The following is a 16,900-nucleotide window of genomic DNA, read 5'->3' as shown; positions in this document are numbered from 1 at the left end:
AACGATGGAAGACATGATAGAAAAATTGAAAAAAATTTATTCCACAATTTATGTTGAGGGGATAGGGCCTGAGTATCTTTGGATTGTCGACATGTTTACGGTTGTGCTACTGACATTATCCGTAGCGGCACTCACCAGTCGATTTTTAAAGAAAATAGAAATAAAAGCACTTAAAACTAAGTCGGCTTGGGACGATGCGCTAGTATCTTCATTGCAGCGGCCCGCTAAATGGTTTGTATGGGGCTTTGGTATTTTGACTGCAGCGGATATGGCTGGAGAGCAATCGGCCTCTCTTTTATTGGGGTCGGTTGATAATCTTCGTCAATTGGGTGCGGTTATTGTTATCGCCTGGTTTCTTACTGGGTTTATTAGGCGCGCAGAAATAAACCTGATGAATCCTGACTATAGCCATAAACCGATGGATAAAACCACGGCTATGGCGATGGGTAAGTTGCTACGTATATCCGTAATTATTACGTCCGTGCTAGTAGCCTTGCAGTCGTTAGGCTATAGCGTATCGGGCGTTTTGGCTTTTGGTGGTATTGGTGGTATTGCTGTTGGTTTTGCGGCAAAGGATTTACTGGCGAATTTTTTTGGCGGTCTTATGGTGTATCTGGATAGGCCGTTTACCGTTGGAGATTGGGTGCGTTCTCCGGATAAAAATATAGAGGGTACGGTTGAGGATATTGGGTGGAGGTTAACTCGAATCCGTACCTTTGATAAGCGTCCACTGTATGTCCCCAATGCGACATTCACGCAAATTTCAGTGGAAAACCCTTCTCGAATGTCCCACCGTCGAATTTATGAAACCATTGGTGTTCGTTATGATGATGCCAATAAAATGGAGCTGATCGTCACCGAAGTGAAGAATATGCTCGCCAATCATGATGAAATTGATCCCGATGCAACGCTTATTGTAAATTTTAATGCCTTTGCTGCTTACTCTCTAGATTTCTTTGTTTATTGTTTTACAAAAACAACTAATTGGGTTTACTTTCATGAGGTCAAGCAAGATATTTTATTGAAAATTATTCATATAATAGAATCTCATGGTGCTGAGTGTGCTTTCCCTACGTCTACGCTGCATATTCCAGAAGCTGTTAAGGTGGCGTCGGCGCCTGAGTCGCCTGACAGTTAACAACGATCGTCTGTCGGTTAAGGCCGAGGTTAATCCGTAATGTAAAAATTTCTGTAGATAAAAAATCTCTATGAAAAATGCTAAAAAATTGTTTTCGTTCGATGAATCGCAGCAAGCGATCGTCGGCTTGTCCGACAAGTTAAATCGCCATTATCGCTCCTCCTCTAGTAATGGTAAAAAGCCGGTTATTGTTTTGTCTTTATTAAATGGCGGAATGGTTTTTAGTGGTTTGCTATTGCCCCATTTAAACTTCCCTTTGTTGCTTGATAGTATCTGCGTGTCGCGGTATCGCCAAAAGACGACCGGTGCTGACTTGCAGTGGCATTCGTACCCTGGTGTAGATTTGTCTGGAAGCGAAGTGCTTTTGCTAGATGATATTTATGATGAAGGTATTACTCTCGCAATGGTGAAAGCTTGGTGCCTTTCACAGGGCGCTGAACATGTAATAACCAGTGTTTTAGCGTGGAAGCAGCTACCACCAAAGAAGCAGAGAGCCGAGGTGCTGGAATGCCCCGATTTTTTTGCACTACAAGTGCCCGATGAATTTGTTGTTGGATTGGGTATGGATAGCGCTGGGTTGTACCGTAACGCACCTGGTATATATGTCTTAGACGAAAAGTAAACTCAATATGACGATTGCAGTAATTGGTGGGTCTGGTTTTTATTCTTTTCCGCATTTAGAGAACGCGCAACGACAACGGATTCGCTCACGCTACAGTTTAGAGCCCGTTAGTGTTTTGGGTGGGACGCTTGGTGGCGGCCGTAGTAAAGTTTATTTTATTGCACGACACGGCGATTCTCACGCTGTACCGCCGCACAAAGTTAATTATCGCGCCAATATTGATGTGCTTTCACAGTTAGGTGTTGAGCATATTGTTGCCATTAACGCGGTAGGTAGTGTGACATTTGAGATGCCGCCCGCCTCAATCGTATTGCCTGATCAAATAATCGATTACTCGTGGGGAAGGGAGCATACTTATTTTGATGAGTTTTCAGGGGCGCTAAGCCATATTGATTTTACACGGCCTCTAGAAAGCCCGTTGCGTGAAAAATGTTTTAGTAGATTGGTCGATACCTTGCCGGCATGGAACGGCGGTGTATACGGTTGCACGCAAGGCCCGAGATTAGAAACGTCAGCCGAAATTCGAAAACTAAAGGCTGATGGTTGCGACTTGGTTGGCATGACATTAATGCCCGAAGCAGCATTGGCAAGAGAAAAAGCAATAAGTTATATGTCGATTTGTGTGGTGACCAATTGGGGTGCCGGGCTTCAATATGGTAAAGACGTTGGCGATGGAACCGATGTGGCGCCTCTAAACATTGAAGGAATAAAGGACGTGTTAGCGGCACAACTCACAAAAGTTCAAGATGTCTTAGTGGATACACTGATATTACCCTAGACATTAAAATGATTTTGTCTTAATGTCTATTCACGCTTTAGTTTATTGGTTCGAGTGATAATTACTACTGAATGCTAACTCAAACGCTTGTATGGGTTTTGGTGGCGTTGAATCATTCGAAAAAAGTTAAATCAATTTGGGTTTTCTTTCTTCAATAAATAGATAGGCGTAATTCAAAAGAAACAACTAAACATAATAACAATAGACACAAGAGGTGTAGACATGGCTGATAGAGAACTCGGCACTGTCAAGTGGTTCAATAATGCACGGGGCTACGGCTTTATTACTCGCGGTGAAGAATCTGAAGATATTTTTGTGCACTATCGCAATATTCGAGGAGAAGGTTACCGCTCACTAAGCGAAGGTCAGAAGGTGGAATTTGAACTTCAAAAAGGTGATAAAGGATTGCAGGCAGAAGATGTTGCCTGCATCTAATTAGTGGTATCGCTGCAATGCTGTTCAGGCGAAAATTAAATATTAAAACTTTTTATACTAGCCGTTTAATAGTGTTCGTTGGCTAGGTTTTTGTATTTAGCTGTTGTTCGTTTGAATCGCTAGCGATAAATTGTTGTGTTTCTTACAATAAGTTTATCGCTAAGCGTTCATCGTATTATTGGGTGTGTCATTCTATGGCTCGATACTTTCGTTTTCGAGCATCTCCGGCGTAAAGGGTTGAACGACTACAAGAACGCCTAGTTTAGGGTGGTCGATAAGATGTAATTCACCGCTACGCATTCTACGTTTTTGATTAAATGTCGCTATTTTCTGCACGAGAAAAGGTTGATCGGTTAAGTTTGAAAAATCGTTGAGTAGCGCCGTCATTCGTGAATCTGAATCTAAAATTGTGCCAGCGTTAAGGTCTAACGAAAAATCAGTATTGCTCATGCCGCCAATTAGGCCGCCGGTGATATTGGGTGGTGCAATTCCTGTAGGAGCATCGAGCGTTAGTGTAATGTCGAGGGGGTCCGTTGTGATTCGTTTTGGAATTGATGGAAGCTCTGGCCAGTGTTCACTTTCTTGCCCGTAGTTGGCGGTAAATTGTGTAAGCCAAAGGTCACTTTTTATGTGCAGGTAACGGCTGCGGCTAAAGGTCACTGTGCCTTCGAGTTCGTGGTGTTCGCCAAACTGTTCCCCGCCATTAATAACAATAGCCGGCGCGCTTTCTTCTGCGTTAATTGGTTGCCTCCAACTTTGGTGGAACAATATGGAGAGCCCATTTTCGGCTTGCAGCGGATAGGCGATATTTTCGAGAATGTAGGCATGTTGTTCGAGTAGCTCAAAGGGTGCAATCTCTGCGCTGTAGTCACCCTCCTTAATCATTGCGTTTTCTGGGGTGTCATTCTCTGCTGTTGGCGCATCATCCTCAAAAGCAAGCGCTTGCGTAGGCAACGCCTCCTCCAGCTCGAGCAAGGTTTCGTCGGCATTGGGGTGCTGCTCTTCTGTCGTGGGTGCTAATGCGGCGTTATCTAGGTCGAGTAGCGCTATTGTAGGGTCGATGAGGTGTTGTAGGTTGGCTGGGTAGCCTAAGGCAATATTTTTGGGCCATATTTCTTTGTCGGCGGTATTCTGCTCAGCGCGTTTGAAAATGACTAATTCAATTTGGTACCAGTTTTCGTAATTGTTGATAACGCTATTGTCTTGCGCTGAAGGGGTTTGCGCTGTGGCATGGGGCGAAAATTGAGTGGCTGCACACAAAAGTAAAGACCGAAAAATGCGCCCACAATAAAATGGGTGGAAAAGCGGTTGCGCTGTTTTAGAGGTAAGAATCATTAGCTGGCCTGTTTGAGTAGTTGCAGTACTTGGCTGACTTGCTTCAAGCGTTGATCGGCATTTTCCATATCGAAACTGAATTTTAAATGGTTTGCCCCTTCAAGTCGGTAGTGTTGGGGTTGTTTTTGTACGAGTTTAACAATTGTGAGGGGATCTACGCTCGTTTTGCTCGCAAATTCCACTCTGCCGCCGGTTTTGCTCGCTTCAACTTTGGTAATGCCTAGGCTTTCTGCTTCGAATCGAACACGGGTTTGCCGCATAAGATTTTTAACGGCGTCGGGTAGTAGCCCGAATCGATCGATCATCTCAATCTGTAATTCATTCAAATCTTGCTCGTTTTTCACAAGCGCTACACGTTTGTAAAGTGTTAGGCGGGTGTGCACATCGGGCAAGTAGTCGTCGGGAATCAGGGCTGGTATACGCAAATTAATCTCGATATTGCTGTCTTCAGGCTGCTCTAGATCAATCTCTTTGCCTTCTTGGATGGCTGCTACAGCTCTGTCGAGCATGTCCATATAAAGTGAAAAGCCGATAGCTTGCATTTGCCCGCTCTGGTCGTCACCTAGAAGTTCGCCGGCGCCACGTATTTCAAGGTCGTGGGAAGCGAGCATAAAGCCAGCACCTAGATCTTGGGCTTCGGCAATTGCTTCAAGTCGTTTATGGGCGTCTGCGGTCATGGCCTTTTTGTGGGGCGTTAAAAGGTAGGCGTAGGCTTGGTGGTGTGAGCGGCCCACTCGCCCTCGAAGTTGATGGAGTTGGGCGAGGCCAAATTTGTCGGCTCGCTCGATAATAATGGTGTTGGCCGTGGGTACATCAATACCGGTTTCGATGATTGTGGTACAAATAAGAACGTTGAAGCGCTTGTGGTAGAAGTCCGACATTACTCCCTCAAGTTCTCTTTCTCTCATCTGGCCGTGACCAATACCTATTCGTGCCTCTGGAATGAGCGCTTGAACTTCAGCAGCACGTTTTTCTATGGATTTAACTTCATTGTGGAGGAAGTACACTTGGCCGCCACGTAGTATTTCACGCAGAACCGCCTCTTTTACTAAGTTCTCGTCGGATTCGCGAATAAAGGTTTTTACCGACAGTCGTTTTGCTGGAGGTGTAGCAATAATTGAGAGGTCTCGAATTCCCGACATCGCCATATTGAGTGTGCGAGGGATAGGTGTTGCGGTAAGAGTGAGGATGTCGACTTCTGTTCGCAGCGCTTTTAAAGCTTCTTTTTGACGAACTCCGAAGCGATGTTCTTCATCAATAATCAATAGGCCTAGATTGGCGTATTTAAGGTTCCCCTGAATAAGTTTGTGGGTGCCAATAACGATATCGACTTGGCCGGTTTCCAGCTGTTTCTGAACGACCTCAAGCTCTTTGGTGCTTCTAAAGCGAGATATGACTTCGATATTAACCGGCCAATCGGCAAAACGGTCTTTGAAGTTTTCGTAATGTTGTTGTGCGAGCAGTGTAGTGGGTACCAGTACGGCCACTTGCTTACTGTTTTGTGCAGCGATAAAGGCTGCGCGCATAGCAACTTCTGTTTTGCCGAAACCGACGTCACCACATACAAGGCGGTCCATTGGTTGGGACGAGAGCATATCGTCGCGCACAGCAGCAATGGCCGCTACTTGGTCTGGCGTTTCTTCAAACGGAAAGCCTGTGCTGAATTGTAGATAAGCGTCTTTTGGGTTGGTGTATGCAAACCCTTGGCGGGCTTTGCGTTTTGCGTAAATATCAAGAAGTTCTGCGGCAACATCTCGCACCTGCTCTGCGGCTTTGCGTTTTGCTTTTTGCCAGGTTTCACTGCCAAGTTTGTGCAAAGGGGCGTGGCTTTCTTCTGCGCCACTATAACGGCTAATAAGATGGAGGTTGGCAACCGGTACATATAGCTTGGTTTCGTTGGCATAGGTGAGCACCAAGAATTCTTCGGCCTGCCCATCGTGTTCGATGGTTTGCAGCCCTTTGTATCGTCCAACGCCATGTTCTATATGCACTACGGGTGCGTTGAGTTTAAGTTCAGTGAGGTTTTTGACAATGTTGTCGGCATCGTCTGTGGCCTTTGTTCGTCGTCGTTTTTGTGAAACACGATTGCCGAAGAGTTGTTGTTCCGCTATGAATATCATTGCGGGGTCATTGATATTAACGGTGGTATCGATATCAGCGACGGTAATCGCAATACTGCTATTACCGGTTAAAAAGCCGGCAATGCCGTCGGGCTCGTCAGGCGAAACGGCTATTTTTTGTAATTGCTCTTTTAGTATTTCTTTGCGTCCAGACGTTTCGGCACAAAAGAGAACTCTCTTTTCAGTCTCGAGTAAAAAATTCTCGAGTAAGTGAAGGGGGTTTTGCGCTCGATTGTCAATTCCCAGTGCGGGTGTGGGCGAAAAATTGTAGTTCGAATTACCAGTAGACTCGGCTATTTTCTGTGTGTGTAAAACAATGCGGGGAAACTGCTTTAGCGACGCGTGTAGGTCGGCTACCGGATGAAACGCTAGGTGTGCAGGAAGGATGGGGCGTTCGATGTCGCCGGTTCTGCTTGCGTAACGTTGCTCAATGTCTCTCCAGTGGTGCTCAATAGCGGCGTTTACGCCTTCGTGCACAAATATGAGGGTGTCTTCTCGTGCGTCGGGCAGGTAGTCAAACAGTGACGATGTTGTTTCAAAAAATAGCGGTAGATAATACTCAATCCCTGCAGGGGAAAGGCCATCGGCAACATCTTGATAAACAGGGCAGGATTGATGGTCGACATCGAAGGTTTCGTGCCAACGCCGTTTGAAGCCATTGATACCGGCTTTGTCTAACGGGAGCTCTTTGCCGGGTAAGAGCTCAATTTGATCGACTTTTTGGATGGTGCGCTGTGTTTCAGGGTCAAATTCGCGAAGAGAGTCGACAGCGTTATCAAACAGCTCTATGCGGTAGCAGGCGCGACTCCCCATGGGGTACACGTCTATTAGCGCGCCCCGCACCGCAAACTCACCATGTTGGTACACCATGTCGACGTGTGTGTAGCCAGCATTGACCAGCTGATCTCGAAAGGCTTCACGGTCTAGGGTGTCGTCTACTTTCAGAATCAGTGTTTTGGTTAGTATGAAATCGGCGGGGGGGAGTCGCTGCATGAGCGTTGTAGCAGCAACGACAATGACGCAACGTTCATGTGCGTGCATATGATAGAGGCACCGCATGCGCTCGGAAATGATATCTTGGTGAGGTGAAAAGCTATCGTAAGGGAGTGTTTCCCAGTCGTTGAAGAGCATAACGCGACATTGTTCATCGCGGCCCTTTAGAAATTGCGCGATATCACGCCTGTATATTTCGGCTGTCCCCATATCGGGTGCAATAACCAGCATGTTTTTCTGGGTATCTATAAGCGCTTGCACCATGGCGAAAGCGCTGCCGCTAGTGCCGCATAGGTTCCCCCAGGCGCGTTTGTCGGCGGCTTTAGAGGGCACAATTGGAGAGAGCGGGTTTGATAGGGTCATTACAGCCTGTTACTCAGAAAGAGGGAGTTAGGAGCGGGATTTTAATGAAAGCACGGGCTTAGGTGCAAATAGTTGATGATTAATTTTTCGACGAAGGGTGATTGCGTAGCCACTGTCTCCCATTGTTTTGCTCAAACGCAAAATATTCCCGATAAAACAATACGTTAATTGGGTTTTTTTCAGGGTTTAGCTGGTCATAGAGGGCGCCCAAACATATAATTGGCGCGATTTTTTATGGGGTGCTACGGCGCTGATGCTTATTTGAGCAATGAGGCCGCCCATGACTAAAAAGTCCGCCAATTTGATCTATTCTAAATTGGAATGTCATTGCGAATAGGTTCGCGCTTCATTACACACGTTATCTAGTGGTTTTGACGGTAGTTGGCATGTAAGTAATCAAATTTATACTGCTGGCAAGAGCAAGGGCACTTTGCCGGCGGCAACAAGATTTTTAAAACACACTCATCTAAATCTTAAACTTTAGGCAAAGACGTATGATCAAGATCCGTCGAGGATTGGATTTACCTATCACCGGGGCTCCCCGGCAATCCATAGAAGATGGCCCGTCGATTCGTTCTGTTGCTGTTGTAGGCTTTGATTACCACGGTATGAAGCCAACGATGGCCGTTCAAGCGGGCGATAGGGTTAAAAAAGGGCAACTCCTGTTTACTGATAAAAAAACCGAAGGCGTGCGTTATACCTCGCCGGCATCGGGTACGGTGGCCGCGATAAATCGCGGAAACCAGCGTGTAATGCAATCGGTTGTCATCGATGTTGATGGTGACGAAGGGGAGGTGTTCGCACAGTACCCCGCTGCCCAGCTGGCGTCGTTGGAACGCAGCAAGGTGGTGGATAACTTAGTTGAATCAGGTTTGTGGACGTCAATTCGTACCCGCCCGTTCAGCAAGGTTCCGGCTATTGAAACGGCGCCCTCATCCGTATTTGTGAGCGCAATGGATACAAATCCTTTGGCCGCTGACCCTACTATCATCATAAACGAGCGTCCAGAAAGCTTTAAAAATGGCTTAGCGGTGTTGTCATGTCTCACAGAGGGCAAGTTGTTTGTCGCTCATGGGGAAGGCGCCCCAATCCCTCAGGTGGCAATTGATAGTGTCGAATATCAGGCCTTCGGTGGCGTTCACCCTGCGGGTAACGTAGGAACGCACATGCACTTTCTTGCACCGGTGAGCGCAACAAAAGTAGCGTGGTCTGTTGGCTATCAAGACGTGATGGCTATTGGCGATCTATTTACAACTGGCCAATTAAACGTCGAACGCGTGATCTCTATTGCTGGCCCTCAAATTGACGATCCTCGAATGGTTCGTACGCGTTTAGGTGCAAATCTGGAAGAATTGTTAGCAGGGCAAGTGAAAGTTGGTGAAAATCGGACTATATCCGGGTCTGTTTTTGGTGGGCGTAAGGCTTATGGCCCATCAGCTTTCCTTGGTCGCTATCATAACCAGGTGAGTGTTTTACTGGAGGGCCGTGAGCGCCCCTTTATTCACTTTATGGTGCCGGGCATTAACCGTTTTTCTGCGTTACCTATTTATATCTCAAACCTGCTTAAAGGTAAGAAATTCAATTTTACAACCTCCGCTAATGGAAGTGAGCGTGCAATGGTGCCCACTGGTGCCTACGAACGTGTTATGCCGTTGGATATTTTGCCAACGCATTTATTGCGTTCAATAATTGTGGGTGACACTGAAATGGCTCAAAAACTAGGTTGTTTGGAGTTGGATGAAGAGGATTTGGCTTTGTGTACGTTTATTTGCTCGGGCAAATATGAATACGGCCCAATTCTTCGCGATAACCTTACGCGTATCGAGAAGGAGGGTTAATTGATGAAAATGTTACGAAATATTTTAGATAGTGTAGAGCCGCATTTTCACAAAGGCGGTAAATTGGAAAAGTGGTACGCACTTTACGAAGCGACCGATACCGTTTTCTTCCAGCCTTCTGACGTTACAAAGTCAACCGCCCATGTACGCGACGGGGTAGACCTTAAGCGTGTCATGATTACCGTTTGGTTGTGTGTCTTTCCTGCCATGTTTTATGGCATGTACAACTTGGGTTGGCAGGCCAACACCATTCTGGCTGATATGGGCGCGACGTCTATTGAAGGTTGGCGCGGTGCGCTAATTGGCTTATTGGCTGGCCACGATCCTGCGAGTATTTGGGATAACTTTATTTACGGTGCTGCGTTCTTCGTACCCATTTATGCCACGGTGTTTGTTGTGGGTGGCTTTTGGGAAGTGTTATTCGCGATGAAGCGCGGGCACGAAATTAACGAAGGCTTCTTTGTTACCTCTATCTTGTTTGCGCTTATCTGTCCGCCAGACCTACCTTTATGGCAGGCTGCGTTAGGTATTAGCTTTGGCGTGGTACTAGGTAAAGAGGTGTTTGGTGGTACGGGTAAAAACTTTCTTAACCCTGCGCTTACCGGCCGAGCCTTTTTGTTCTTTGCTTACCCAGCGTCTATGTCGGGTGATGCGGTTTGGGCAGCGGTTGACGGTTATACCGGTGCAACAGCCTTATCCGTTGTGGCACAGCAGGGTATGGATGTTCTGCAATTACAAATGACGTGGATGGACGCCTTCTTCGGCAAGATGCAAGGTTCTATTGGTGAAACCTCAACTCTGGCCTTAATTATTGGCGGCGGTGCATTACTGGCTACCAGTATTGCTTCGGTACGCATTGTTTTGGGCGTGCTTATTGGCACCATTATTACCACGCTTATCTACAACGCTGTTGGTGATGCCAATTCAAACCCAATGTTTGCCATGCCTTTTTGGTGGCATATGGTCTTGGGGGGGTATGCTTTTGGTCTGTTCTTTATGGCGACCGATCCTGTATCGGCTTCGATGACGAACGCAGGTAAGTGGTGGTTCGGTGGTTTGATCGGCTTTATGGTCATTACCATTCGTGTAGTAAACCCAGCCTTTCCAGAAGGCATGATGTTGGCGATTCTATTCGCTAACTTGTTTGCTCCGCTTATCGACCACTTTGTAGTGCAATCCAACATCAAGCGGAGGTTAGCACGTGGCTAATAACGATACGATTAAGAAGACCCTTACGGTCGCGTTACTGCTGTGTATCGTATGCTCGGTAGTAGTATCCACGGCGTCAGTTGTACTCAAGCCGCTACAGGTGGCCAATAAACAACTCGACTTTAAACGTAATATTCTCTCTGCAGCAGGCTTGCTGGAAGAGGGGGTTAGTGTTGATGCGCAATTTGAAAAAATTGAAACCCGCATTATTGATTTAAGCCGTGGCCAATTTACATCTGAAATTGATGCTGACTCTTTTGATCAACGCAAATCTGTTAAAGATCCAAGCCTTTCGGATGCGCTAAGTTCTGAACTAGATATTGCCGGCCTATCTCGTCGCGAAAAATTCGCCAAGGTTTATTTAGTTAAAGGTGATGCGGGTATCGAAACGGTTATCCTGCCTGTTTCAGGATATGGCCTGTGGGGAACCATGTACGGTTTTCTGGCAATAGAGTCTGATATGAACTCGGTTGTTGGCTTAGGTTTTTACGACCATAAAGAAACGCCAGGGCTAGGTGCAGAAATTGAAAACCCTCGCTGGAAAGCACTTTGGACGGGTAAAGAAATTTATGCGGCTGATGGCACGGTGGCCTTTGATGTGATTAAAGGTAGTGTCGCCCCAGGTTCTGCAGGTGCACAGCACAAGGTTGACGGCTTATCCGGTGCGACCTTAACCAGTGTTGGTGTAAAGAATATGATTAAATTCTGGTTGGGTGAAAACGGCTACGGTCCCTTCCTCAACAAGCTTAAAGCGGGAGAGGCCTGATTTATGAAAGTTAAAGAGCTTTTATTTAAGCCCATACTCGACAACAACCCAATTGGTTTACAAATTTTGGGTATTTGTTCCGCGCTGGCGGTAACCAGCAGCATGAAGGTCACCATCGTGATGTGTATTGCACTCACAACGGTTGTAACTTTTTCTAACTTTTTTGTATCGATAATCCGAAACAATATACCTAACAGTATCCGCATTATTGTGCAGATGACGGTTATTGCTTCGTTGGTGATTTTGGTTGATCAGGTACTCAAAGCCGTTGCTTACGATATAAGTAAACAGCTTTCAGTATTTGTTGGTTTGATCATTACTAACTGTATTGTAATGGGCCGTGCCGAAGCCTTCGCTATGAAAAATCCACCTTTACAGAGCGCCCTAGACGGTTTTGGTAATGGCTTAGGGTATAGCGCCATGCTTATCGCTTTGGCCGTTGTGCGTGAGCTTTTTGGCGGCGGCACTTTGTTTGGCTTTGAAATCATGCAAACCGTGAACAACGGTGGTTGGTACGATCCAAACGGAATGTTGTTATTACCGCCCAGCGCTTTCTTCCTGATTGGTTTATACATTTGGGCGATTCGTGCATACAAGCCTGCTCAAGTTGAAAATGCCGACTTTAAAATTGCACCCAATACCAAGAAGGAGGCCGTGTAATGGAAGAACTCATTTCCTTATTTGTTCGTTCGATTTTTATCGAAAATATGGCACTCGCATTCTTTTTGGGAATGTGTACGTTTCTTGCGGTATCCAAAAAAGTGGAATCCTCTTTTGGTTTAGGTGTTGCGGTTGTTGTAGTGCAAACCATTACCGTACCGGTTAACAATTTGCTTTACACCTACCTGTTAGCTCCCGGCGCTTTGGCGTGGGCGGGCTACCCAGAGGTGGACTTAAGCTTCTTAGGCTTGATTACTTATATTGGTGTTATCGCCGCGTTGGTACAGATCTTAGAAATGTTTTTAGATAAGTACGTACCGGCTCTTTACAACGCACTCGGTGTTTTCCTTCCGCTTATTACCGTGAACTGCGCCATTCTTGGTGGTTCTTTATTTATGGTTGAGCGCGATTACAACTTTACAGAAAGTGTTGTGTTTGGTGCTGGCTCCGGTGTGGGCTGGGCGTTGGCCATTACGGCCTTAGCCGGTATACGTGAAAAAATGAAGTACAGCGATGTACCCAAGGGCCTAGAAGGCTTAGGTATTACCTTTGTTGTAGTTGGCCTTATGTCGTTGGGCTTTATGTCTTTCGGCGGCATCTCACTGTAATCAGCAAGGAATTAAACGAGTATGAATATTGAAATCATCCTTGGCGTGATCATGTTCACCGTTGTGGTATTGGCGCTGGTGGGAATTATCCTCAGTGCCCGCTCCAAACTGGTTAATAGTGGTGACGTCAGTATCGAAATTAATGGTGAAAAAACCATTACCGTTCCTGCCGGTGGCAAATTGTTGCAAACACTGGCTGCGAACAACCTTTTCTTAGCGTCTGCCTGTGGCGGCGGCGGTACTTGTGCACAGTGTAAATGTAAGGTGACGGAAGGCGGCGGCTCTATGTTGCCGACAGAAGAATCCCACTTTACGCGACATGAAGAAAAAGAAGGCTGGCGATTAAGTTGTCAGGTTGGCATTAAAGAAAACATGAAAGTCGAAGTGGACGAAGAAGTATTTGGTGTAAAACAGTGGGAATGCACTGTTGAATCCAATCCAAACGTTGCCACTTTTATTAAAGAGTTAACGTTAAAATTGCCAGAAGGCGAAAACGTTGATTTCCGCGCGGGTGGTTATGTGCAGCTTGAGTGCCCGCCGCACCATGTGAAATATGCAGACTTCGATATTGAAGAAGAGTATCGCGGCGATTGGGAAAATTTTGGTTTCTTTAAAATGGAGTCAAAAGTTGAAGAGCCTGTGATTCGTGCGTATTCCATGGCGAACTATCCCGATGAAGTGGGTATTGTGAAATTTAATATTCGCATTGCAACACCGCCACCACGTACACAAGGTATTCCTGCCGGTCAAATGTCGTCTTATGTTTTTAATTTAAAGCCGGGCGACACAATAACGGTTTATGGCCCATTTGGTGAGTTTTTTGCGAAAGAGACCAATGCTGAAATGGTGTTTATTGGTGGTGGTGCGGGTATGGCGCCAATGCGGTCACATATTTTTGATCAGCTACGCCGAATTAAAACTGATCGTAAAATGTCATTTTGGTATGGCGCCCGTTCTTTACGTGAATTATTTTATAAAGACGAATATGACCTATTAGCCGAAGAAAATAACAATTTCGACTGGCATGTTGCGTTATCTGACCCGCAGCCAGAAGATAATTGGGATGGCTTAACGGGTTTTATTCACAATGTATTACTAGAAAATTATTTAAAAAACCACCCAGCACCAGAAGATTGTGAGTTCTACATGTGTGGTCCACCCATGATGAACGCGGCTGTGGTTAAAATGCTTCAAGACCTTGGGGTTGAAGACGAAAATATTATGCTTGATGACTTTGGTGGTTAAGGAAGCACACAACATAATGTTTTTTATAGACTGCTTTTTATCAAAAAGCATACGCAAAGCGAGCCCGGTTCTTCTGGTCTCGCTTTGTTTTTTTATGCTTAATGCCTGTTCACCAGAAACTCCGTTGCGCGAATATGCCCTAGAGGGGCATACGATGGGTACTACCTATCATATTACGGCGGTGCTCAACCCTGAGGTGATTGTTGCGCAAAGTGCTTTGCAAATGGAAGTGGATAAGTTGCTGGAGAATGTTAATCAGGCAATGTCTACTTATATAGCAGATTCAGAGTTATCGTTGCTAAACAAAGCGCCCGTTCATCAGCCGACGGTTGTGTCGCAACCGCTGTTTCACTTGCTGCAGTTAAGTCGTGATATTCATGTGCTCTCAGGTGGTGCTTTCGATATTACTGTAGGGCCGTTAGTCAATTTGTGGGGCTTCGGGCCAGAAGAGCGCGACGAAAAAAAGCCGAGTGCCAGCTTGATTGCTGCGGCGAATCAACGTGTAGGCCAACAATTTGTTAGGCTCGAACAATCAAATTTGCAGGTTACCAAAACGGCTAGCGTTGCCATTGATCTTTCGGCGGTAGCCAAGGGTTACGGGGCCGACGCCATTGCTGCGCTGTTTAAAGCCCATGCTATTGTCGATTATATGATTGAGGTCGGTGGTGAAATTGCTGTAGCGGGTAATAATGCTAGGGGCATTCAGTGGCGTCTAGGCATTGAGCAGCCATCGCTCGTGCAAACAGGGGTTATGCAAGCTATTTCGGTTAGCCACGGGGGAATTGCAACTTCGGGTGATTACCGTAATTATTTTGAGTTTGAAGGCGAAAGGTTTTCTCATACCATTGACCCTAAAACCGGTTACCCTATTACTCACACATTGGCGTCTGTAACTGTTGTAGCAAGTTCGGCGGCCAAAGCGGATGCTATTGCTACAGCAATGAATGTTTTAGGCCCTGATAAGGGGTACGCTTTGGCGGTAGACAATAATATTGCCGCTTATTTTATTATTCGAACAAAAGAGGGGTTTGTTTCGAAAGCCTCTCCCGCATTTAATCAGTATCGAGTGACATTATGATTGTATATTTGTTAGCGTTTCTTATTTTGGTTTTGGTCGTTGTGGGCATGGCTGTAGGGGTCATTTTTAGCAATAAACCTATTAAGGGTTCTTGTGGTGGGTTAGGTGCGATTGGAATTACGACCAGTAATTGCGAGATATGTGGCGGCGATACGCAGAAATGTGACGACGAGCAAGAGCGTGTTGCCAAGTCGGAAGGCAAAGAGACGCCTACCCAGAAAAAAGCGCTCGCTTATGATGCAACAAAAAATCAATAAAACGAGCCACATGAATTTTAGAAATGGTTAGGGGATGTACATCGAATGGCAGATTATCAATACGATCTTTTAGTGATAGGGGCCGGGCCCGCGGGTGAATCAGCGGCAATGGCCGGTGCAAAAAATAATTTAAAAGTTGGTGTTGTAGAAGGCCAAACATTTCTCGGTGGTAACTGTACTCATAAAGGTACTATTCCCTCGAAGGCGTTGAGAAATGCTGTAAAGCAGGCCATTCGATATAAAGCGCATCCCTTATTTCGTCATATCGCCGACAATCAGCCGTTAACCTATCCGCGTATTTTGTCTGCGGCTTTAGAAGTTATTCCCAAACAGGTAGAGTTACACACTGAATTTTTTAGCCGGAACCGCATTCAGGTTCACAGTGGCATGGCTAAATTCGTGGGTGAGCATGAAGTACAAGTTATGGATGTACATGGTGCGTGCGATTCTATTGTTGCGAAGAATTTTTTGATAGCTACGGGGTCTCGTCCATATCAACCGAATGATATTGATTTTAATCACTCTCGCATTTACGACAGCGATAGCGTGTTATCAATGGCCTATACGCCTCGCACATTAATTATTGTGGGCGCTGGCGTGATTGGTTGTGAATACGCTTCAATCTTTTCGGGTTTGGGCCTTAAAGTTGATCTTATTAACGCAAGAGAAAAATTACTCGAATTTCTGGATGATGAAATTTCGGATGCTTTAAGTTACCACCTTAGAAATAACGGTGTGATGGTGCGACATAACGAAGAGCACGCCTCGATTGATTGTTCGGGTAAGGGCGTGACGTTAAACTTGAAATCAGGTAAGCGGATACGGGCTGATGCATTGCTGTGGTGTAATGGTCGCACGGGTAATACCGATTCTTTGGATTTGACCGCGCTCGGTTTAGAGGCCAATCACCGTGGCCAGGTTAGTGTTGATAAAAATTATCGCACGGCGGTCCCTCATGTGTACGCCGCGGGCGATGTCATTGGATGGCCAAGTTTAGCCAGTGCCTCCTACGACCAAGGCCGATCAGTAGTGGATGCCATTCTAGGGCGCAATGTCCGCTTTGTTGAAAATGCCCCTACCGGAATCTATACCATTCCAGAAATTAGCTCTGTTGGTAAAACTGAAATAGAATTAACGGCGGCTAAAGTTCCCTACGAAGTCGGGCGCGCCTTTTTTAAAGATACCGCGCGAGGTCAGATTAGCGGTGAAGATGAAGGAATGTTAAAAATTCTTTTTCATATCGATACCCATCAAATATTGGGTATTCATTGTTTCGGCGCAGAAGCCTCGGAGATCGTCCATATTGGTCAGGCGATTATGGATCAGCCTGGCGAAGCTAACACTATCGATTATTTTGCCAACAGTACGTTTAACTATCCAACTATGGCTGAGGCCTATCGTGTCGCGGCCTTGAATGGGTTGAATCGAGTTAATCGCGATTAACCTTATAAGTAC

15 protein-coding genes are annotated in these 16,900 nt (G+C 45.9%); 13 read left to right on the top strand and 2 right to left on the bottom strand.

All coding sequences use genetic code 11. From position 1 onward, the window contains the following. Positions 1-13: 13 nt before the first annotated feature. From H5647_RS15825 to H5647_RS15810, 4 genes are all read left to right on the top strand, one after another. Positions 14-1,138 carry a mechanosensitive ion channel family protein gene (locus tag H5647_RS15825; RefSeq protein ID WP_082087193.1) on the top strand — a complete coding sequence of 375 codons (1,125 nt, stop codon included), beginning with the start codon at positions 14-16 and terminating at the stop codon, positions 1,136-1,138. A gap of 70 nt (positions 1,139-1,208) precedes the next feature. Next, the gene (locus H5647_RS15820; protein ID WP_045859914.1) at positions 1,209-1,760 is read left to right on the top strand and encodes a phosphoribosyltransferase family protein; all 552 of its coding nucleotides are present in this window, start codon (positions 1,209-1,211) and stop codon (positions 1,758-1,760) included. 7 nt (positions 1,761-1,767) lie between these two features. Then, the gene (locus tag H5647_RS15815; protein ID WP_045859913.1) at positions 1,768-2,538 is read left to right on the top strand and encodes an S-methyl-5'-thioinosine phosphorylase; all 771 of its coding nucleotides are present in this window, start codon (positions 1,768-1,770) and stop codon (positions 2,536-2,538) included. 222 nt (positions 2,539-2,760) lie between these two features. Then, complete coding sequence (locus H5647_RS15810; protein WP_045859911.1) at positions 2,761-2,973, top strand: cold-shock protein; 213 nt, start codon at positions 2,761-2,763, stop codon at positions 2,971-2,973. A 192-nt stretch (positions 2,974-3,165) separates the two neighbouring features. Here H5647_RS15810 and H5647_RS15805 read toward each other — a convergent pair whose 3' ends face one another. After that, a complete protein-coding gene (locus tag H5647_RS15805) occupies positions 3,166-4,308 on the bottom strand; it encodes a CsiV family protein (protein ID WP_045859909.1) in 1,143 nt (380 codons plus the stop codon). Further along, positions 4,308-7,784: a transcription-repair coupling factor gene (gene mfd / locus H5647_RS15800; RefSeq protein ID WP_045859907.1), complete on the bottom strand. Its 3,477-nt coding sequence runs from the start codon at positions 7,782-7,784 to the stop codon at positions 4,308-4,310. Before mfd ends, H5647_RS15805 begins: the two co-directional genes overlap by 1 nt. A gap of 494 nt (positions 7,785-8,278) precedes the next feature. On the opposite strand from mfd, the gene H5647_RS15795 reads away from it, so the two are divergent. From H5647_RS15795 to sthA, 9 genes are all read left to right on the top strand, one after another. Further along, positions 8,279-9,622, top strand: a complete 1,344-nt coding sequence (locus H5647_RS15795; protein WP_045859905.1) for a Na(+)-translocating NADH-quinone reductase subunit A — start codon at positions 8,279-8,281, stop codon at positions 9,620-9,622. 3 nt (positions 9,623-9,625) lie between these two features. Then, on the top strand, positions 9,626-10,831 hold the full coding sequence (locus H5647_RS15790) for an NADH:ubiquinone reductase (Na(+)-transporting) subunit B (protein WP_045859903.1): 1,206 nt from the start codon (positions 9,626-9,628) through the stop codon (positions 10,829-10,831). Next, complete coding sequence (locus tag H5647_RS15785) at positions 10,824-11,597, top strand: Na(+)-translocating NADH-quinone reductase subunit C (RefSeq protein WP_045859901.1); 774 nt, start codon at positions 10,824-10,826, stop codon at positions 11,595-11,597. The genes H5647_RS15790 and H5647_RS15785 overlap by 8 nt, the downstream gene beginning before the upstream one ends. Positions 11,598-11,600: 3 nt before the next feature. After that, a complete protein-coding gene (locus H5647_RS15780) occupies positions 11,601-12,257 on the top strand; it encodes an NADH:ubiquinone reductase (Na(+)-transporting) subunit D (RefSeq protein ID WP_045859899.1) in 657 nt (218 codons plus the stop codon). Then, positions 12,257-12,865, top strand: a complete 609-nt coding sequence (nqrE, locus tag H5647_RS15775; RefSeq protein WP_045859897.1) for an NADH:ubiquinone reductase (Na(+)-transporting) subunit E — start codon at positions 12,257-12,259, stop codon at positions 12,863-12,865. The genes H5647_RS15780 and nqrE overlap by 1 nt, the downstream gene beginning before the upstream one ends. A 21-nt stretch (positions 12,866-12,886) precedes the next feature. After that, positions 12,887-14,110: an NADH:ubiquinone reductase (Na(+)-transporting) subunit F gene (nqrF, locus tag H5647_RS15770; RefSeq protein WP_045859895.1), complete on the top strand. Its 1,224-nt coding sequence runs from the start codon at positions 12,887-12,889 to the stop codon at positions 14,108-14,110. A gap of 154 nt (positions 14,111-14,264) precedes the next feature. Next, positions 14,265-15,188 (top strand): FAD:protein FMN transferase, encoded by a 924-nt coding sequence (locus tag H5647_RS15765; RefSeq protein ID WP_236074927.1) that lies wholly within the window; start codon positions 14,265-14,267, stop codon positions 15,186-15,188. Beyond that, positions 15,185-15,445 (top strand): (Na+)-NQR maturation NqrM, encoded by a 261-nt coding sequence (nqrM, locus tag H5647_RS15760; RefSeq protein WP_045859893.1) that lies wholly within the window; start codon positions 15,185-15,187, stop codon positions 15,443-15,445. Before H5647_RS15765 ends, nqrM begins: the two co-directional genes overlap by 4 nt. A 45-nt stretch (positions 15,446-15,490) precedes the next feature. Further along, entirely contained in the window at positions 15,491-16,888 is a 1,398-nt protein-coding gene (gene sthA, locus H5647_RS15755; RefSeq protein WP_045859892.1) for a Si-specific NAD(P)(+) transhydrogenase, read from the top strand. The last annotated feature ends 12 nt before the right edge of the window (positions 16,889-16,900 follow it).

The organism is Teredinibacter purpureus, assembly GCF_014217335.1.
In the GTDB taxonomy this organism is placed as follows: domain Bacteria; phylum Pseudomonadota; class Gammaproteobacteria; order Pseudomonadales; family Cellvibrionaceae; genus Teredinibacter; species Teredinibacter purpureus.
This window is presented reverse-complemented; position numbering and strand designations above follow the sequence as displayed.